This window comes from Streptomyces sp. NPDC007189 (assembly GCF_040703635.1).
GTDB lineage: Bacteria > Actinomycetota > Actinomycetes > Streptomycetales > Streptomycetaceae > Streptomyces.
Map to the genome: position 1 here is coordinate 56707 of NZ_JBEYEY010000005.1, position 18995 is coordinate 75701.

Here is an 18995-nt window from a genome sequence, read left to right on the forward strand (position 1 = left end):
GCGCACTGGTAGCGGTGGTCCATGCCGCTCAACCCCCGCGTCGACCCGCACGCCCGCTCCCACACCCGCACCGTCCAGCCAGGCCCCGCCGAGCCCCGTACCGCCCGGTCCGGCCCCGCCGAGCCCCGTACCGCCCGGTCCGGCCCCGCCGAGCCCCGTACCGCCCGGTCCGGCGCCGCTGAGCCCCGTACCACCCAGTCCGGCGCCGAGCCCCGTACCGTCCGGTCCAGGACCACCCGGCTCCGCACCCGGCCCCGGATCTCCCGGCATCAGAAGGCGGCGCTGCTCGCCTCCGCCGTCTCCGTCTGCCTCCTCGCCGCCGCGGCCCAGGCCGAGCCGCTCGGCATCGGCGACCGGCTCTACCCGTACCTGGGCAACCCCGGCTACGACGTGGCGTCGTACGACGTGTCCCTCACCTATCCCGGCAGCAACGACAAACCCCTCCAGGCCGTCACCACCATCGACGCCCGGACCACCGCCGACCTGGACCGGATCAACCTCGACTTCGCGCACGGCACCGTGCGGTCGGTCGACGTCGACGGGCGTCCGGCGTCCTTCACCAGCACCGGCGAGGACCTGGTCGTCACCCCGGAGAGCCCCCTGGTGGAGGGCAGCTGGACCCGGATCACGGTGCGGCACACCAGCGATCCCGTCGCCGCCAAGAACCAGGACGGCGGCTGGGTGCGCACCACCGACGGTCTCGCCATGGCCAACCAGGCCGACGCCGCCCACCTGGTCTTCCCATGCAACGACCACCCGTCCGACAAGGCGCTGTTCACCTTCCACGTCACCGCCCCGAACGGCTACACCGTCGTCGCCAACGGCCTGCCCGCCGGAGCGGACCGGGCCGGCCGTACCACCACCTGGACCTATCGCACCCGGCACCCCATGGCCACCGAACTCGCCCAGGTGTCCATCGGCCGCTCCGCCGTGCTGCGCCGCGAGGGACCGCACGGGCTGCCGGTGCGCGACGTCGTGCCCGGCTCCGACGCCAAGGCCCTCGAACCGTGGCTTGCCAAGACGCCCGGGCAGATCGCCTGGATGGAGAGCAAGGTCGGGACGTTCCCCTTCGAGACGTACGGCCTGCTCATGGCCCAGGCCTCCACCGGGTTCGAACTCGAGACACAGACCCTCTCGCTCTTCGAGAAGAACCTGTTCACCGAGCCCGCGTACCCGAAGTGGTACGTCGAGTCGATCATGGTGCACGAGCTGTCCCACCAGTGGTTCGGCGACAGCGTCAGCCCCCGCACCTGGTCCGACGTCTGGCTGAACGAGGGGCACGCCACCTGGTACGAGGAGCTGTACGCCCAGGAGACCGCGCACCGGCCCATGGAGGAGCGGATGAAGGCCGCCTACGGCGCCTCCGACCGCTGGCGCCAGGCGGGCGGTCCGCCGGCCCGGCCCAAGCCGCCCGCCCCGGGCCAGAAGATCGGCATCTTCCGGCCCAGCGTGTACGACGGCGCGGCCCTGGTCCTCTACGCCCTGCGCCAGGAGATCGGCCGGCCGGCCTTCGAACGGCTGGAGCGCGTCTGGGTCAGCGAGCACCGGGACTCCACCGCCGGTACCGCCGACTTCGTGCAGCTGGCCTCGGCGGTCTCCGGCCGCGACCTGACCGGCTTCTTCAAGGACTGGCTGTACGGCGAGAAGACCCCGCCGATGCCGGGCCACCCGGACTGGAAGCCCCTGGCCCCGGCCAAGGCCGCCGGACCCGCGGGCCGCGCCGCGCACGGCCACACCGCGGCTCACGGCGGCGGTGCGGGGAAGCCGGGCAGCGCGCGGTGAAACCGGGGCCGTGAGGCCGGGAGCGCGCGGTGCGGCCGGGGCCGTGAGGCCGGGGAGTGTGCGGTGAAACCGGGGCCGTGAAGCCGGACGGTTGGCGGCCTGGCGAGAGCCCGGGCACCGCGGGCGCGCGATAACACGGTGACGGGGCGAGCCGCCTCGTGCGACCATCTTCGGGTCGGGCGGGACGGGACACGGGAATCTCCCGGGGCACTCGTACGTTGAGACATACACGCGGTCCCGCAGGGCCGCGCCACCGACGCCGCAACGGCATCCCATCGACGTAAGGATCCAATGACCTCCTCTTCTTCCCCTTCCCAGGAGACCAAGCGCCTCGCGCACGCCTATCCCGAAGGTCTTCGGGCCGATGCCCTGATGGAAGAGGACGTCGCCTGGAGCTACGAGATCGACGGCGAGCGGGACGGCGACCAGTTCGACCGCTCCGAGCGCGCGGCCCTGCGCCGCGTGGTGGGCCTGTCCACCGAGCTGGAGGACGTCACCGAGGTCGAGTACCGACAGCTCCGCCTGGAGCGGGTCGTGCTCGTCGGAGTGTGGACCACCGGCACCTCGCAGGACGCCGAGAACTCCCTCGCAGAGCTGGCCGCCCTCGCGGAGACCGCGGGCGCGCTCGTGCTCGACGGCGTGATCCAGCGGCGCGACAAGCCCGACGCGGCCACCTACATCGGCTCCGGCAAGGCCGCCGAGCTGCGGGACATCGTGCTCGAGACCGGCGCGGACACCGTGATCTGCGACGGTGAGCTGAGCCCGGGCCAGCTGATCCAGCTGGAGGACGTCGTCAAGGTCAAGGTCATCGACCGTACGGCCCTGATCCTGGACATCTTCGCCCAGCACGCCAAGTCCCGCGAGGGCAAGGCGCAGGTCGCGCTCGCGCAGATGCAGTACATGCTGCCCAGGCTCCGCGGCTGGGGTCAGTCCCTGTCCCGGCAGATGGGTGGCGGTCGCGGCGGCCTCGCCACGCGTGGCCCCGGTGAGACCAAGATCGAAACGGACCGGCGCCGGATCCGCGAGAAGATGGCGAAGATGCGCCGGGAGATCGCGGACATGAAGACCGGCCGCGAGGTCAAGCGCCAGGAGCGCCGGCGCAACAAGGTGCCGTCCGTCGCCATCGCGGGCTACACCAACGCAGGCAAGTCCTCCCTGCTCAACCGCCTCACGGGCGCCGGCGTCCTGGTCGAGAACGCCCTGTTCGCGACCCTGGACCCGACCGTCCGCCGGGCCCAGACCCCGAGCGGCCGGCTGTACACGCTGGCGGACACCGTCGGTTTTGTCCGGCACCTGCCGCACCACCTGGTCGAGGCGTTCCGCTCCACCATGGAGGAGGTCGGCGACTCCGACCTGATCCTGCACGTGGTGGACGGCTCGCACCCGAACCCGGAGGAGCAGCTCGCCGCCGTGCGCGAGGTGATCCGGGACGTCGGCGCCACCGACGTGCCCGAGATCGTCGTGATCAACAAGGCGGACGCGGCCGACCCGCTGGTCCTCCAGCGGCTGCTCAGGGTCGAGAAGCGCTCCATCGCCGTCTCGGCCCGCACCGGCCGGAACATCGACGAGCTGCTCGCCCTGATCGACAACGAGCTGCCCCGTCCCTCGGTCGAGATCGAGGCGCTCGTGCCGTACACGCACGGCAAGCTCGTCGCCCGCGCCCACACCGAGGGCGAGGTGATCTCCGAGGAGCACACCGCGGAGGGCACCCTGCTCAAGGTCCGGGTGCACGAGGAACTGGCAGCGGACCTGGCGCCGTACACCCCGGTCTCAGCGGCCTGACCCACGGCTGCACCAAAAGGCCCGCTCCCTCTGTACGAGGGGGCGGGCCTTCGTGCACTCCGTCAGGGGCGCAGGGCCGTGTCAACATGCGGCTTCGCCACGTGTGCGCGAACAGCCGCAGACGACAGTCTGCCGCCGGCGCACAGCACCCCTATGGCGAGACGTCCAAGCTTGCCGCCCTTACTGCCCGGCGAACTTCTTGCTCACCGACGCGTACACATCCTTGGCCACCGGACCCAGCCGAGGACCGGCAAGCCATCCCGAGGTCACCGGACCAATGGACGTGTTGGACACGAGCGCGGGCTTGCCGTCGGCACCCGTCTCCACCCAGCCGCCGCCGGAGGAACCAGCCGTCATCGTGCAGCCGATCCGGTACATCGTCGGGTCCGACTGGTTGATGGACAGCCGGCCCGGCTTGTCCTTGCACTGGTACAGCAGCTGACCGTCGAACGGAGCCGCCTCCGGGTAGCCGGACGCGGTGATGCTGCTGACCTTCGGCACCGCCGGCGCGTCGAAGTTCACCGGCAGCGCCCCGCCGACCGTCTCCTCCAGCGACTTGCCGCCGTTGCCCTGCTCCGGGGTCACGTGGATCACCGCGAAGTCGTACGGCGCACCGTTGCCGCCGCTCTCACCGCCCTGGTCGATCCACTGCTGCGAGGTACGCGCCCCATCGGCCCACCAGACGCCGTACGGCGCGATCTCGGACCGGCTGGCGTTCTGCAACTGGGCAACCGACTTGCCGGAGTTGTTGTACGACGGCACGAAGGCCATGTTGCGGTACCAGCCGCCGTTCTTGCCGGCGTGCACACAGTGCCCCGCCGTCCACACCAGGTTGGACTTGCCCGGGTGCGCGGGGTCCTCCACGACCGTGCCCGAGCACACCATGTGACCCTCGGGCGAGTCGAAGAACACCTTGCCCGAGGTGGCCGCGTTGGTGTGGTACGGCGGCACGACCGCCTGGGCCTTCACCGGCTGCGGGGTCGGGTCCGTCACGCCCTGGTCACCGGAGATGTCGTTGTCGTGGACACCCTTGTTGGGGTCGTTTGCGTGACGCATCCGGTCGGGGTCCCACAGACCCTTGATGATCGGGTTGATGAAGTCGTTGGCCTCGCGCAGCCAGTCCTGCTTGTTCCAGTTCTTCCAGGCGCCGTTCTTCCACTTGTCGATGTCGATCCCGTGTTCCTTCAGCCTCTGCTTGAGGTCGTCCGGGATCTTGATCTTGCCGTCGCCGCCACTGGCCGCGGTCGCCGAGGCGCTCGGCTTGCCGTCGGCCGTGTCGTCGCCGTTGCAGGCGGTGGCGGTCAGCGCCAGCACCGAGGCGAGGGCGACCGCCGCCAGTGCGGGGGAGGTCCGGCGGGGGCCACTCCCTCGCCGAACGGTGAACGACGGCCGTATGGATCGCATGCTCTGACTCCCCCTGAATGAAGGTACTCGGCGCTTCGGCCGTGCCACCGGCCGTGAACTCATGGGGAGTTCATGCCGGTCTCACGACCGTCTAGGAACGGCATCACACACTATGCGCTCGCTGTGGGGGACTGCCGCCGGAACGGCAACGGTTCGGCTACAAGCCGTCTGACCAGGCCCGTCATCCACGGATTGCCCGATTTGACGTTCACTCACCGGTGCGGGCGTCATCAGGCCAGTGCCTTCGGGGCGGGCGAGTCCGGCGCCGAGGCCGCCCTCCGGCCCGCCGCCCACGCCCGACAGCCGCCCCTGCCCTTCCGGCCGCCGGTGTTCGCCTCAGCGTCCCGTGTGTTGTGCCGCCGGGCGGTGTTCGCTGCACGGTCCCGTGTGCTACGCCGCCGGGCGGTCTTCCCTTTACCGTCCCGTGTGTTATGCCCCCGGGCAGTCTTCGCCCGACGGATCCGTGTGTTGTGCCGCCGGGCGATCTTCGCCCCACGGATCCGTGCGTTGTGCCCCCGGGCGGTCTTCGCCCCACCGACCCGTGCGTTCTGCCGCCGGACGGCCCCCCGGCTATCGCGCACCGCGCGTGCCGCCTTCCCGTCCCGGTAATGATCTTGGGTGAAACCGTAACCCGTCGAACCCTTCGCGGTTGTAGCGGTGGGGGGCCAGCTGCCTGCACCCGGTCCCCGCCGACCAACACGCCTGTGGACAGCCAGGAGGACAGCGAGCCGTGGCCGTTACGGAGTCGATGGCCGGGGGCATGCCCGGGCAAGCGCGTGCGCTGCACGAGGGGATCCTCAGACGTCAGTCGGCGCGTGAATCCTCCGCCCGCACCTACGCCCGGGCCCTGCCCATCGTCCCGGTCCGGGCTCGCGGGCTCACCATCGAGGGCGCCGACGGCCGCCGCTACCTGGACTGTCTGTCCGGGGCCGGCACCCTCGCCCTCGGACACAACCATCCGGTCGTGCTGCAAGCCATCCGCAGGGTCCTCGACTCCGGCGCGCCCCTCTCCGTCCTCGACCTGGCGACCCCCGTCAAGGACGCCTTCATCACCGAGCTGTTCCGCACCTTCCCTCCTGGCCTCGCCGACCGTGCCCGCGTCCAGTTCTGCGGGCCGGCCGGCACCGACGCCGTCGAGGCCGCCCTCAAACTGGTCCGCGCGGCCACCGGCCGCACCGGCATCCTCGCCTTCACCGGCGCCTACCACGGCATGACCGCCGGCGCCCTGGCCGTCTCCGGCGACGCCCGCGACGTGCAGGTCGCCCGCCTGCCCTATCCCCAGGACTACCGCTGCCCCTTCGGCGTCGGCGGGCCGCGCGGCGCCGAACTCGCCGCCCGCTGGACCGAGTCCCTCCTCGACGACCCCAAGTCGGGCGTTCCCCTGCCCGCCGGGATGATCCTGGAACCCGTCCAGGGCGAGGGCGGGGTGATCCCGGCACCGGACGACTGGCTGCGCCGTATGCGACAGCTCACCGCGGACCGGTCCGTCCCGCTGATCGCCGACGAGATCCAGACCGGAGTGGGCAGGACCGGTGCCTTCTGGGCCGTCGACCACAGCGGCATCACCCCCGACGTCATGGTCCTGTCCAAGGCCATCGGCGGCAGCCTCCCGCTGGCCGTGATCGTCTACCGGGACGACCTCGACGTCTGGCCGCCCGGCGCCCACGCGGGAACCTTCCGAGGCAACCAGCTCGCCATGGCCGCAGGCACCGCGACCCTCGCCTACGTCCGGGAGAACGGCCTCGCCGCACGAGCCGCCGAACTCGGCGCCCGCATGCTGGACCAACTCAGGGAGCTCTCCGACACGTTCGCGTGCGTCGGTGAGGTGCGGGGGCGTGGGCTGATGATCGGGGTGGAGCTGGTGAACCCGGAAGGCACCGGATCCGAGCCCCACGACCACCCCACGCCCACCGGCCCGAAACCCACCGTCCCGGAATCCGTCGTCCCGGAATCCGTCTGCCCGGACCCCGCCAGCGCCCCGTACCCGGCCTCGCCCGAACTCGCCGTGGCCGTCCAGCGGGAATGCCTCCACCGCGGTCTGATCGTCGAACTCGGCGGCCGGCACTCGGCCGTGGTCAGGCTGCTGCCCCCGCTCACGATCAGCGACGAGCAGGCCATGGCCGTGCTGGACCGCCTCGCGGACGCGGTGGCCGCGGTGGCCCGCGCCTACGAGGAGCACGGCCCACACCGCCGTCCACACCACGGCCCTGCCCAGCGCGCGGGCTGAGACCCGCGCCCGCACCGCCCGGCTCCCGACGCCCGCCCCAGCCCTCGGACCGCTTGCCTTCCCCATCCAAATTCACCTCCTCTCAAGGACCTTCAGGCCGAAGCCGGCCACCCCTGTCACATCCACAACCCACTCGTGCACGCCCGCTCTCCCCACCGGCCTGGTCCTCGGCCGCGGCAACCGCCGACACCGCCGAGGCAACCGCCGGCCGCGCAGGAACACCGCCCGAGCGACGGCACGAGCCCCGCACCTCCCCAGCCAGCCACGAGGAGCCGTCATGAACGCCAGCCCCACTCCCGACGGCAGCTCCGGCGCTCCCGACGAACAGGGAGACTCCGGCGCCCCGGCCTCTCCGGTGCCGCTCGTCGAGTCGGTTCCCCAGCAGAAGCGCCGCACCGCTGATCTCACCCGAGTCACCGAGCCGGGCGCCGACCTGCTGGAGCATCCCGACCCGCGCACCGCGGCCCAGGCGGCCACCGTGGAGAACCTTCTGCGGTGCTGGGTCCGTGAGACAGCCCCCGCCGCCCCGACCGCCGGCACCCTGCGCCTCCCGCTTCCGGCCAGTGGCACCTGCCTGCTCGTGCCGGTCCGCTACTGGTCCCCCACGGGCACGCACCGCTTCGGCCCACCGCGCCTGGCAAACGCCCCCGACACCGCCCCCGCCGTCGACGCCGTCACCCTGGCGGCGCTGCTCACCCGGGAGGCGGCCGGTGACACGAGCGCCACGTCCGGCACAGAGACTCGTCCGGGCACCGCGGATCCCGGCGACGGCGGTGACCTCGTGGCCAGGGTGGCCGACTCCCTCCGCCGCACCGCGACCTTCCTCCGCGAGCGGCGCGAGCACCCCACCGATGTCCCCGACCTCTTCCTCTCCGCCGAGCAGGCGCTCGTCCTCGGACACCCCCTGCACCCGACTCCCAAGAGCCGGGAAGGCCTGACCGAGGCAGAAACCTGCCTCTACTCACCGGAGTTGCGCGGCTCCTTCCCGCTGCACTGGATGGCTGTCGCCTCCTCTCTCCTCGCGACCGACTCGGCCTGGACCGAACGCGGCCGACCCGTGCCGGCCGGCCACCTCACCCGACGCCTCGCCGAGATTGGCCTTCCGCTGCCCGACGGCTACGCCGCCCTGCCCCTGCACCCCTGGCAGGCCCGTGATCTGCGCCACCGCGAGTCCGTCGGCGCCCTGCTCGACTCCGGCCTCCTGCGCGACCTCGGCCCCCTCGGCGCCCCCTGGCATCCCACCTCCTCCGTACGCACGGTCCACCGGCCCGGCGCCCCCGCGATGCTCAAGCTGTCGCTGGGCCTGCGCCTCACCAACTCCCGCCGCGAGAACCTGCGCAAGGAACTCCATCGGGGAGTCGAGGTCCACCGGCTCCTGCGCTCCGGCCTGTTCAAGCAGTGGCAGGCCGCGCACCCCGGCTTCGACATCGTCCGTGACCCGGCGTGGCTCGCCGTCGACGACCCAGAGGGCCGGCCGGTGCCCGGACTGGACGTGGTGATCAGGCACAACCCGTTCACCCCGACCGACAACGTCGGCTGTGTCGCCGGATTCGTCTCGCCCCGGCCCGTCCCCGACGGCGCCGACTCCTCGACGCCGCCGACGGCCTGGCCCATGCGTTCACGGCTGGCCGAACTCGTGGAAAGGCTCGCCGCCCGCACCGGCCGACCGGTCGGAGCCGTTGCCGTGGAGTGGTTCCTCCGCTACCTGGAGCAGGTCGTCCGCCCCGTGCTGTGGCTGGACAGCGAGGCCGGCATCGCCCTCGAGGCCCACCAGCAGAACACCCTGCTCCTGCTCGACGGCTACGGCTGGCCCGTCGGCGGCCGCTACCGCGACAACCAGGGCTACTACTTCCGCGAGTCCCGGCGGGCCGAGCTGGATGCCCGGCTGCCAGGCCTCGGCGAGCGCAGCGACACCTTCGTCTCCGACGAGGTCACCGACGAACGCTTCGCCTACTACCTCGCCGTCAACAACGTGCTGGGCCTGATCGGCGCATTCGGCTCCCAACGCCTCGCCGACGAGCGGCTCCTCCTCGCGTGCTTCCGCCGCTTCCTCAGCGAGGTCGCCGCGGGACCCGCAGCACTGCGCACCCCCCTGCCACGGCACCTGCTCGACTCACCCGTGCTGCGCTGCAAGGCCAACCTGCTGACCCGGCTGCACGGCCTGGACGAACTCGTCGGCCCGGTCGACACCCAGTCCGTCTACGTCACCATCGCCAACCCCCTTCATTCCTGAGCGAATCGAACCGTCTCCCCGCCCTGCCGAGGAACATGACCCACCTCGTCTCCTGAGAGGAGCGCACCATGCCTCCCACCGACGCGAACGCCGGCCCCGGCCCTGCCCGTCCCGGCGCCCCCACCCACGCGGGCGCGCCTGCTCACCAGGCCTCCGGCGGCCCCGCCGCGGACCGAACGGGCAGCCGGAGTGCCCCCTTCGCGGGCTTCGCCATCGAGGACGACGACGGGGACTGCGAGGAAACGCTGGACCTGCATCTGCCCACCGATTTCCTCGCGCTCCTCGCCGGAGGCACCGGCTATCTCCTGGGCCGGCTCCACACGTGGGGTCCGGTGGTCACTCGCGTCGGCTCCTTCCACCTCGTTCCTGTGCGTATCGATCACGACCTGCCGCTCGTCCATCGCTGGATGAACGACCCCGCCGTCGCGGAATTCTGGGAGCTGGCCGGGCCCCCGAACCGGACGGAGGAGCATCTGCGCGCGCAACTCGACGGCGACGGACGCAGCGTGCCCTGCCTCGGCGTACTGGACGGCACACCGATGAGCTACTGGGAGATCTACCGGGCGGACCTGGATCCACTGGCCCGCCACTACCCGGCCCGGCCGCACGACACCGGCATCCATCTCCTCGTCGGCGAAGCCGCGGACCGAGCGCGGGGCGTGGGCTCTGCTCTGCTGCGGGCCGTGGCCGACCTGATCCTGGACCGGCGCCCCGCGTGCGCACGGGTCGTAGCAGAACCCGATCTTCGCAACACCCCCTCCGTCGCAGCGTTCCTGAGCGCGGGATTCCGGTTCGCGGACGAGGTCGACCTACCCGTCAAGCGGGCCGCCCTCATGATCCGGGACCGGGTCCTGCGCGATGTCCTGTAGCGCTGCGTGAGCGCGCTGTCACATGTAGTACGACTGGCGTGCCGGGCGAGTTCCCGCCGATCCCAGAAATTTTCTTCGGCCCACCACCACTCTCTCGTCCCCCCGCTCATCCACTGCCTGATCCACCCACTCACCCATCCAGGAGCCCGGCCGTGATCCCGCCCTCCCTCCCCGTCTTGGTCGCCCGTTTGTCAGTGCCGGGCCGTAGGGTGGTCGGGCTATGACGAAGCCCTCACTCCCCGAACTCCTGCACGCCGCTGTCACCGCTGTGGGCGGCACGGAGCGCCCCGGCCAGGTGACCATGGCCGAAGCGGTCGCCGAGGCGATCGACGACGGATCCCACCTGCTGGTCCAGGCCGGTACCGGCACCGGCAAGTCGCTCGGCTATCTGGTGCCGGCGCTCGCGCACGGGGAACGGGTGGTCGTCGCCACGGCCACCCTCGCGCTGCAGCGCCAGCTCGTGGAGCGCGACCTGCCGCGCACGGTGGAGGCCCTGCACCCGCTGCTGCGCCGCCGCCCGGAGTTCGCGATGCTCAAGGGCCGGTCGAACTATCTCTGCCTGCACCGCCTGCACGAGGGCATGCCCCAGGACGAGGAGGACAGTCTCTTCGACCAGTTCGAGGCCGCCGCGCCCACCAGCAAGCTCGGCCAGGATCTTCTGCGGCTGCGGGACTGGTCGGACGAGACGGAGACCGGCGACCGGGACGACCTCACTCCGGGCGTGTCGGACCGTGCCTGGGCGCAGATTTCCGTGTCGTCTCGGGAGTGCCTGGGCGCGTCGAAGTGCGCCTACGGCGCCGAGTGCTTCGCGGAGATGGCCCGGGAGCGTGCCAAGCTCGCCGACGTCGTGGTCACCAACCACGCGCTGCTCGCCATCGACGCCATCGAGGGCGCACCCGTGCTGCCGCAGCACGAGGTGCTGATCGTGGACGAGGCCCATGAACTCGTCTCCCGCGTCACCGGCGTCGCGACCGGCGAGCTCACGCCCGGCCAGGTCAACCGGGCGGTGCGCCGCGCCGCCAAGCTCGTCAACGAGAAGGCCGCCGACCAGCTGCAGACCGCCGCCGAGGGCTTCGAGCGGCTGATGGAGCTGGCCCTGCCGGGCAGTCTGGAGGAGATCCCCGAAGATCTCGGCTATGCCCTGATGGCCCTGCGGGACGCCGCGCGCACGGTCATCACCGCGCTCGGCTCGACCCGCGACAAGTCGGTGCAGGACGAGGACGCGGTCCGCAAGCAGGCACTGGCCTCGGTGGAGACGGTGCACGACGTGGCGGAGCGGGTCCTGAACGGCTCGGAGTGGGACGTCGTCTGGTACGAGCGGCACGACCGCTTCGGCGCCTCCCTGCGGGTCGCGCCCATGTCGGTCTCCGGACTGCTCAGGGAGAAGCTCTTCTCCGACCGCGCCGTCGTCCTCACCTCGGCGACCCTCAAGCTGGGCGGTGACTTCAACGGCGTGGGCGCCTCCCTGGGGCTCGGCCCCGAGGGTATGGAGGGCCAGGACCTGCCGAAGTGGAAGGGCATCGACGTCGGCTCGCCCTTCGACTACCGCAAGCAGGGCATCCTCTACGTCGCCCGGCACCTCTCGCGCCCCGCGCGAGACGGGGAGCGCTCCGACATGCTGGATGAGCTGACCGAGCTGATCCAGGCGGCCGGCGGCCGTACCCTCGGGCTGTTCTCGTCCATGCGGGCCGCGCAGCTCGCGGCGGAGGAGCTGCGCTCGAGGATTCCCGAGTTCCCGATCCTGCTCCAGGGCGAGGAGACCCTCGGCGAACTGATCAAGAACTTCGCGGCCGACCCGAAGACCTGTCTGTTCGGCACCCTTTCCTTGTGGCAGGGCGTCGACGTGCCGGGGCCGAGCTGTCAGCTGGTCGTGATGGACAAGATCCCGTTCCCCCGTCCCGACGATCCCTTGATGAGCGCCCGGCAGAAGGCGGTGGAGGACGCGGGAGGCAACGGCTTCATGGCGGTGGCCGCCACCCACGCGGCCCTGCTGATGGCCCAGGGCGCCGGCCGGCTCGTCCGTGCCTCGGGAGACCGGGGCGTGGTCGCCGTACTGGATCAGCGGCTGGCGACCGCACGGTACGGCGGCTATCTGAAGGCGTCACTGCCGGACTTCTGGTACACCACGGACCGTAACCAGGTGCGCAAGTCGCTCGCCGCGATCGACGCGGCGGCGAAGGCGGCCGAGGCACAGCAGACCGCTAAGTGATCGCGGGGTCGCCCGACCGCCGCCGGTCCGCCGGTCGGGCCGCCCCGCGATGCGGCGAGTGCCGGGAGCCAGACCGGACAGGGCAGGGCCCCGGAACCGGCGCAGGGGTTCCGGGGCCCGGTCAGGGAGCGAGCGGCCGTACGGCCCGCCCGCAGCGTCACACGCGCCGCAGTACCGCGACGACCTTGCCCAGGATGGTCGCGTCGTCGCCGGGGATCGGCTCGTAGGCCGCGTTGTGCGGGAGGAGCCAGACATGGCCGTCCTCGCGCTTGAAGCGCTTGACGGTGGCTTCGCCGTCGAGCATCGCGGCCACGATGTCGCCGTTCTCGGCGACCGGCTGGCGGCGCACGGTGACCCAGTCGCCGTCGCAGATCGCGGCCTCGATCATGGAGTCGCCGACGACCTTGAGGACGAAGAGTTCACCGTCGCCGACGAGCTGGCGGGGGAGAGGGAAGACGTCCTCGACGGACTCCTCCGCGAGGATGGGTCCACCGGCGGCGATACGGCCGACCAGCGGGACGTACGACGCGGCGGGCTTGCCGGCGGTGTCCGTGGGCTGCATGGTCACGGCCTGGTCCGAGCCGCGCACCTCATACGCGCGCGGGCGGTGCGGGTCGCGGCGCAGGAAGCCCTTGCGCTCGAGTGCCATCAGCTGGTGCGCGACCGAGGAGGTGCTCGAGAGGCCGACGGCCTGGCCGATCTCCCGCATGGACGGCGGGTAACCGCGCCGCTGTACGGAGTCGCGGATGACCTCGATCACGCGGCGCTGCCGGTCGGTGAGCCCGGAGCTGTCGGCCCGGATGCCTGGAGGTCGGCCTGGCAGGGAGCGCTTGGGCCCCTCGGGATTCGTGGCTTCATTCATCACGTGTACCGCCTCGACTCGGCCCTGGGAGCGGTCCTGGGCGGTGATGGTGGCACTGTCTGCGGTGGTGGTCACGTCGGCCCCTCTCGATGGTCTCCCTGCTGCACAACGGTAGTTGCTTTCGAAAGGTTGCGCCAAACACACGTTCGAGTGAAAAAGTGCGATTCACCTGACGCGATCATGTGTCTGGGTGTATTGCTGACGCGCCACCTGGCGGGCAAAAGCGCCCATTGTTGTACTCTTCACCGCCGGGGTTGCCGACCTCGTGGGTCGCGGCCCCAGTCTGCCATCCGGAGCCCGGCCGTCCCGGCTCCGGGTCCCTTCTGTGCCGGAGTCCCACGCGTCCTCCGTGTGGCGCTCACGGTATCTCCGTAAGCCGCACAGCGATACGGTTCTGCGGCCCGCGTGTCCCTGGGCGGGCCTTTCGCAGCCGGTGTGCGCGGCGGCCCCGCGCGACACGCGATTCTGCCTCGATGTATGAGCCAATCCCCACATCTAGTGGTTGGATGGCTACAGCAGCCCAGAAGTTGTGGTCCCCCGGGTCTGAGACGGCTCCACGATCGCCTATGCTTAGGGCTGCTTCGCGGGGCCCCTGTGGCTCGGTGAGGTTGATGAGTCTGCTGTGAGGAGGGTTGGAGATCATGCACTGCCCCTTCTGCAGGCACCCCGACAGCCGTGTGGTCGACAGTCGTACGACCGACGACGGCACGTCGATCCGCAGGCGCCGCCAGTGCCCTGACTGCTCCCGTCGTTTCACGACCGTGGAGACGTGCTCGCTCATGGTGATCAAGCGGTCCGGGGTCACCGAGCCGTTCAGCCGGACCAAGGTCATCAACGGCGTGCGCAAGGCATGCCAGGGGCGGCCTGTCACGGAGGACGCACTCGCCCAGCTCGGCCAGCGGGTCGAGGAGGCGGTACGGGCCACCGGAAGCGCCGAGCTGACCACCCACGACGTAGGGCTGGCCATACTCGGCCCGTTGCAGGAACTCGACCTCGTCGCCTATCTGCGATTCGCCTCCGTCTACCGGGCGTTCGACTCGCTCGAGGACTTCGAGGCCGCCATCGCGGAGCTGAGGGAGGCGACGGGAGGCCCCGGCGCGGACGAGGAAGACGCGGGAACGGGGAGCAAGGAAGACGATCGCGGGCCGGGCGGGACCGGCGAGGTCCCCGTGCCCGCTCACGCCGCCGACTGACGGCGGGCCGGAATCCGGGAGGAGAGCCGGGTTCCGGCCGTAAGGCGGCCAACGAAGACCTGTCGCGGGTGGCAGCTGAGGGTGCCCGCGACACACGACAGAACACCGTGCCACGGGAACAATCGGGGCACTTCAGGGCGTTTTTGCCCGTACAGGGAGGCGGCATGACAGAGACGGCGAGCGGTCCGGCACGAGGTTCCCGAGCCAAGGGCGCCAAGGCCACCAAGGGGCTGCGTGTCGAGCGCATCCACACCACCCCCGGCGTACACCCGTACGACGAGGTGTCGTGGGAGCGCCGAGACGTCGTCATGACCAACTGGCGCGACGGCTCGGTCAATTTCGAGCAGCGTGGCGTCGAGTTCCCCGACTTCTGGTCGGTGAACGCGGTCAACATCGTCACCAGCAAGTACTTCCGCGGTGCCGTCGGCACCCCGCAGCGCGAGACCAGCCTCAAGCAGCTGATCGACCGCATCGTGAAGACGTACCGGAAGGCCGGCGAGGACTACAAGTACTTCGCCTCGCCCGCCGACGCCGAGATCTTCGAGCACGAGCTGGCGTACGCCCTCCTGCACCAGATCTTCAGCTTCAACAGCCCCGTCTGGTTCAACGTGGGCACCCCGCAGCCCCAGCAGGTCTCCGCCTGCTTCATCCTGTCCGTCGACGACTCCATGGAGTCGATCCTCGACTGGTACAAGGAAGAGGGGATGATCTTCAAGGGCGGCTCCGGCGCCGGCCTGAACCTCTCCCGCATCCGCTCCTCCAAGGAGCTGCTGTCCTCCGGCGGCAACGCCTCCGGCCCGGTCTCCTTCATGCGCGGCGCCGACGCCTCCGCCGGCACCATCAAGTCCGGTGGCGCCACCCGCCGCGCCGCCAAGATGGTCGTGCTCGACGTCGACCACCCCGACATCGAGGACTTCATCGAGACCAAGGTCAAGGAGGAGGAGAAGATCCGCGTCCTGCGCGACGCGGGCTTCGACATGGACCTGGGCGGCGAGGACATCACCTCCGTCCAGTACCAGAACGCCAACAACTCGGTCCGTGTGAACGACGAGTTCATGAAGGCGGTCGAGGAGGGCGGCAAGTTTGGCCTGCGCGCCCGTATGACCGGCGAGGTCATCGAGGAGGTCGACGCCAAGGCGCTCTTCCGCAAGATCGCCGAGGCCGCCTGGGCCTGCGCCGACCCCGGCATCCAGTACGACGACACCATCAACAACTGGCACACCTGCCCCGAGTCCGGCCGGATCACCGCGTCGAACCCGTGCAGCGAGTACATGCACCTGGACAACACGTCCTGCAACCTGGCCTCGCTGAACCTGATGAAGTTCCTGAAGGACGACGGCAAGGGCAACCAGTCCTTCGAGACCGAGCGCTTCCAGAAGGTCGTCGAGCTGGTCATCACCGCGATGGACATCTCGATCTGCTTCGCGGACTTCCCGACCCAGAAGATCGGCGAGAACACGCGCGCGTTCCGCCAGCTCGGCATCGGCTACGCCAACCTCGGCGCCCTGCTGATGGCCACCGGCCACGCCTACGACTCCGACGGCGGCCGCGCCCTCGCCGGCGCCATCACCTCCCTGATGACGGGCACCGCCTACCGCCGCTCCGCCGAACTGGCCGCGGTCGTCGGCCCGTACGACGGCTACGCCCGCAACGCCGACGCCCACAACCGCGTCATGGCGCAGCACGCCGACGCCAACGGCAAGGCCGTCCGCATGGACGACCTGGACACCCCGGTGTGGGCCGCCGCCACGGAGGCCTGGCAGGACGTGCTGCGTATCGGTGAGAAGAACGGTTTCCGTAACTCCCAGGCGTCCGTCCTCGCCCCCACCGGCACCATCGGCCTCGCGATGTCCTGCGACACCACCGGTGTCGAGCCCGACCTTGCGCTCGTGAAGTTCAAGAAGCTGGTCGGCGGCGGCTCGATGCAGATCGTCAACGGCACCGTCCCGCAGGCCCTGCGCCGCCTGGGCTACCAGGAGGAGCAGATCGAGGCGATCGTCGCCCACATCGCCGAGCACGGCAATGTGATCGACGCCCCGGGCCTGAAGCCCGAGCACTACGAGGTGTTCGACTGCGCCATGGGTGAGCGCGCCATCTCCCCGATGGGCCACGTGCGCATGATGGCCGCGATCCAGCCGTGGATCTCCGGCGCCATCTCCAAGACGGTCAACATGCCGGAGACGGCGACCGTCGAGGAGGTCGAGGAGATCTACTTCGAGGCCTGGAAGCTGGGCGTCAAGGCGCTCGCGATCTACCGCGACAACTGCAAGGTGGGCCAGCCGCTGTCCGCCAAGAAGAAGGAGCCCGCGGAGGACAAGGCCGAGGAGCCCGCCGCCGAGCCCAAGGTCGAGAAGGTCGTCGAGTACCGCCCGGTCCGCAAGCGCCTGCCGAAGGGCCGCCCGGGGATCACCACCTCCTTCACGGTCGGTGGCGCCGAGGGCTACATGACCGCCAACTCCTACCCGGACGACGGTCTCGGCGAGGTCTTCCTGAAGATGTCCAAGCAGGGCTCGACCCTCGCGGGCATGATGGACGCCTTCTCCATCGCGGTCTCCGTCGGTCTCCAGTACGGCGTGCCGCTGGAGACGTACGTCTCGAAGTTCACCAACATGCGCTTCGAGCCGGCCGGCATGACGGACGACCCGGACGTGCGGATGGCCCAGTCGATCGTCGACTACATCTTCCGTCGTCTGGCGCTGGACTTCCTGCCCTTCGAGACCCGCTCCGCGCTCGGCATCCACTCCGCCGAGGAGCGTCAGCGGCACCTGGAGACCGGTTCCTACGAGCCGTCCGAGGACGAGGTCGACGTCGAGGGCCTGGCCCAGTCGGCGCCGCGCGCCCAGGAGCTGAAGGCGGTCGCCACGCCTAAGGCCGAGACCGAGGCGGCCAAGCCCGCTCCGAAGCAGGCCCACACCAGCGCCGAACTGGTCGAGATGCAGCTGGGCATCCAGGCCGACGCCCCGCTGTGCTTCTCCTGCGGCACGAAGATGCAGCGGGCCGGTTCCTGCTACATCTGCGAGGGCTGCGGCTCGACCAGCGGCTGCAGCTGACGGTCGTGAAATGAGGTGAGAGTAAGGGGCGCCGGCCATTGCCGGCGCCCCTTACTGCTAGGGCTGGGCCCTGCCCATGACGCGGGTGAAGGCCGCCGGGTCCTCCTCGAAGCCGTGCACGCCGGGACGGAAGGCCCACTCCCCGGCCTCGTCCCGCACGAACTCGGCGATCGTGGCGGCCGTCGCACCCGGGATCGAGCCGAAGTCATCCTGGGCGAGCACGGTGTAGCGGCCCTCCCGGATGCGCATACCCGGGTTCAGCACCTGGGCGAACGTCCTGGGCCCGTAGCGCTGCTGGATGACGACACCGACCACCACGCGCGCGTACCGGCCGTCCAGCCGGTCCAGTTGCAGCGTCATGACCTCGTCCCAGCCGAAGCCCTTGCCGTCCGGGCTGTCCCGGTTGAGGAAGATCGTGCCGTCCGGTGAGCGGCTGTCGAAGTGCACCACATACGCCGGGCTGCCGTACGCGTCGCCCGAAACGAAGGTCGCGGCGACGAGGTCCAGATCGCTCGGAGGCTGACCCGCCGGACTGGGGTCCCACTTGAGTCCGACCTCGACCTCGCGCATTCCCTTGCTGAAGCCGGTCAACAGGTTTCCCCTTCCCCCAGTGGCTGCCTCGTTCCCCAACTCCCGCGGAGAAGGGGCCTCTTGTTCATCGTGCCACGCGCGCGTGGGCATGTGCGCGGGTGATGTGCGTCGGAGCGTGACCGACGCCACGTCCCGTGGCCTTACGATGGCGCGGTGCTGGTCAAGTGGATTCGCTGCACCGTGGTGGACCGCCGCGGGTTCGAGCGGGGGCAGCGGAAATGGGCGGGGCTTCTGGGGGAGCCGGGATTCCGGGGGCAGGGGGGCGGCTGGAGCCGGCGGCGACCGGGCGTGGCGCACATCTTCGCCTTCTGGGAGAGCCGCGCCTTCTACGACTCCTTCATGGCCCGCTCGCACGACCGGCTGGCGTCCGCCCAGGCCGGCACGTTCAAGGACGCCCAGGCCAAGCTCTTCGAGTACCGCTTCGATGTGAAGACGGGCTTCGAGCCGAGGTTCACCGACGCCGATCTCATCCGCGTGGCCCTGTGCCGGATCCACGAGGAGCGCGCCGAGCACTTCACCCTCATGCAGGAGAAGGTCTGGAATCCCGCGATGGCCGGTTCGCCCGGCATGATCCGCGGCATGTTCGCCGAGGCGCCCGGGCAGGAGTTCATGATCCTGTCGATGTGGCGGTCGGCCGCCGAGCACGGCAAGTACCGCACCGAGCGTGTGGAACGCCTCGCGCTGCGCGCCCAGACCGAGGCCGACGTCGCGGCCCTCTCCGGCGACATCGTGGAGATGGAGCCGTCCTGGACGGTGTGAAGCCCGGGTGCGAGTTTGAAATTCAAACCCAGCG

12 protein-coding genes are annotated in these 18995 nt (G+C 70.6%); 9 read left to right on the forward strand and 3 right to left on the reverse strand.

Going from position 1 to position 18995, the window contains the following annotated elements; genetic code table 11:
• Positions 1 to 21 precede the first annotated feature (21 nt).
• Positions 22 to 1782: a M1 family metallopeptidase gene (locus tag AB0950_RS12305; protein ID WP_366778460.1), complete on the forward strand. Its 1761-nt coding sequence runs from the start codon at positions 22 to 24 to the stop codon at positions 1780 to 1782.
• Positions 1783 to 2073: 291 nt separating this feature from the next.
• Positions 2074 to 3564 (forward strand): GTPase HflX, encoded by a 1491-nt coding sequence (hflX, locus tag AB0950_RS12310; RefSeq protein ID WP_360148367.1) that lies wholly within the window; start codon positions 2074 to 2076, stop codon positions 3562 to 3564.
• Positions 3565 to 3744: 180 nt separating this feature from the next.
• Here hflX and AB0950_RS12315 read toward each other — a convergent pair whose 3' ends face one another.
• Positions 3745 to 4968: a hypothetical protein gene (locus AB0950_RS12315; protein WP_360148364.1), complete on the reverse strand. Its 1224-nt coding sequence runs from the start codon at positions 4966 to 4968 to the stop codon at positions 3745 to 3747.
• Between the two features lie 760 nt (positions 4969 to 5728).
• On the opposite strand from AB0950_RS12315, the gene AB0950_RS12320 reads away from it, so the two are divergent.
• From AB0950_RS12320 to AB0950_RS12335, 4 genes are all read left to right on the forward strand, one after another.
• Positions 5729 to 7195 (forward strand): diaminobutyrate--2-oxoglutarate transaminase family protein, encoded by a 1467-nt coding sequence (locus tag AB0950_RS12320; RefSeq protein WP_366778461.1) that lies wholly within the window; start codon positions 5729 to 5731, stop codon positions 7193 to 7195.
• Positions 7196 to 7472: 277 nt separating this feature from the next.
• On the forward strand, positions 7473 to 9428 hold the full coding sequence (locus AB0950_RS12325) for an IucA/IucC family protein (protein WP_366778462.1): 1956 nt from the start codon (positions 7473 to 7475) through the stop codon (positions 9426 to 9428).
• Positions 9429 to 9496: 68 nt separating this feature from the next.
• A complete protein-coding gene (locus AB0950_RS12330; RefSeq protein ID WP_360148358.1) occupies positions 9497 to 10297 on the forward strand; it encodes a GNAT family N-acetyltransferase in 801 nt (266 codons plus the stop codon).
• Between the two features lie 220 nt (positions 10298 to 10517).
• Positions 10518 to 12506: an ATP-dependent DNA helicase gene (locus tag AB0950_RS12335; protein WP_360148355.1), complete on the forward strand. Its 1989-nt coding sequence runs from the start codon at positions 10518 to 10520 to the stop codon at positions 12504 to 12506.
• A 157-nt stretch (positions 12507 to 12663) separates the two neighbouring features.
• On the opposite strand, the gene lexA is transcribed toward AB0950_RS12335, so the two are convergent.
• Positions 12664 to 13443 (reverse strand): transcriptional repressor LexA, encoded by a 780-nt coding sequence (gene lexA, locus AB0950_RS12340; RefSeq protein ID WP_330337407.1) that lies wholly within the window; start codon positions 13441 to 13443, stop codon positions 12664 to 12666.
• A gap of 566 nt (positions 13444 to 14009) precedes the next feature.
• On the opposite strand from lexA, the gene nrdR reads away from it, so the two are divergent.
• Both nrdR and AB0950_RS12350 read left to right on the forward strand, forming a co-directional pair.
• Complete coding sequence (nrdR, locus tag AB0950_RS12345) at positions 14010 to 14561, forward strand: transcriptional regulator NrdR (RefSeq protein WP_360148351.1); 552 nt, start codon at positions 14010 to 14012, stop codon at positions 14559 to 14561.
• Between the two features lie 164 nt (positions 14562 to 14725).
• Positions 14726 to 17611 carry a vitamin B12-dependent ribonucleotide reductase gene (locus AB0950_RS12350; protein ID WP_366778463.1) on the forward strand — a complete coding sequence of 962 codons (2886 nt, stop codon included), beginning with the start codon at positions 14726 to 14728 and terminating at the stop codon, positions 17609 to 17611.
• Between the two features lie 57 nt (positions 17612 to 17668).
• On the opposite strand, the gene AB0950_RS12355 is transcribed toward AB0950_RS12350, so the two are convergent.
• The gene (locus tag AB0950_RS12355; protein WP_360148345.1) at positions 17669 to 18202 is read right to left on the reverse strand and encodes a TerD family protein; all 534 of its coding nucleotides are present in this window, start codon (positions 18200 to 18202) and stop codon (positions 17669 to 17671) included.
• Between the two features lie 153 nt (positions 18203 to 18355).
• On the opposite strand from AB0950_RS12355, the gene AB0950_RS12360 reads away from it, so the two are divergent.
• Entirely contained in the window at positions 18356 to 18961 is a 606-nt protein-coding gene (locus tag AB0950_RS12360) for a YdbC family protein (RefSeq protein WP_360570102.1), read from the forward strand.
• Positions 18962 to 18995: the final 34 nt, after the last annotated feature.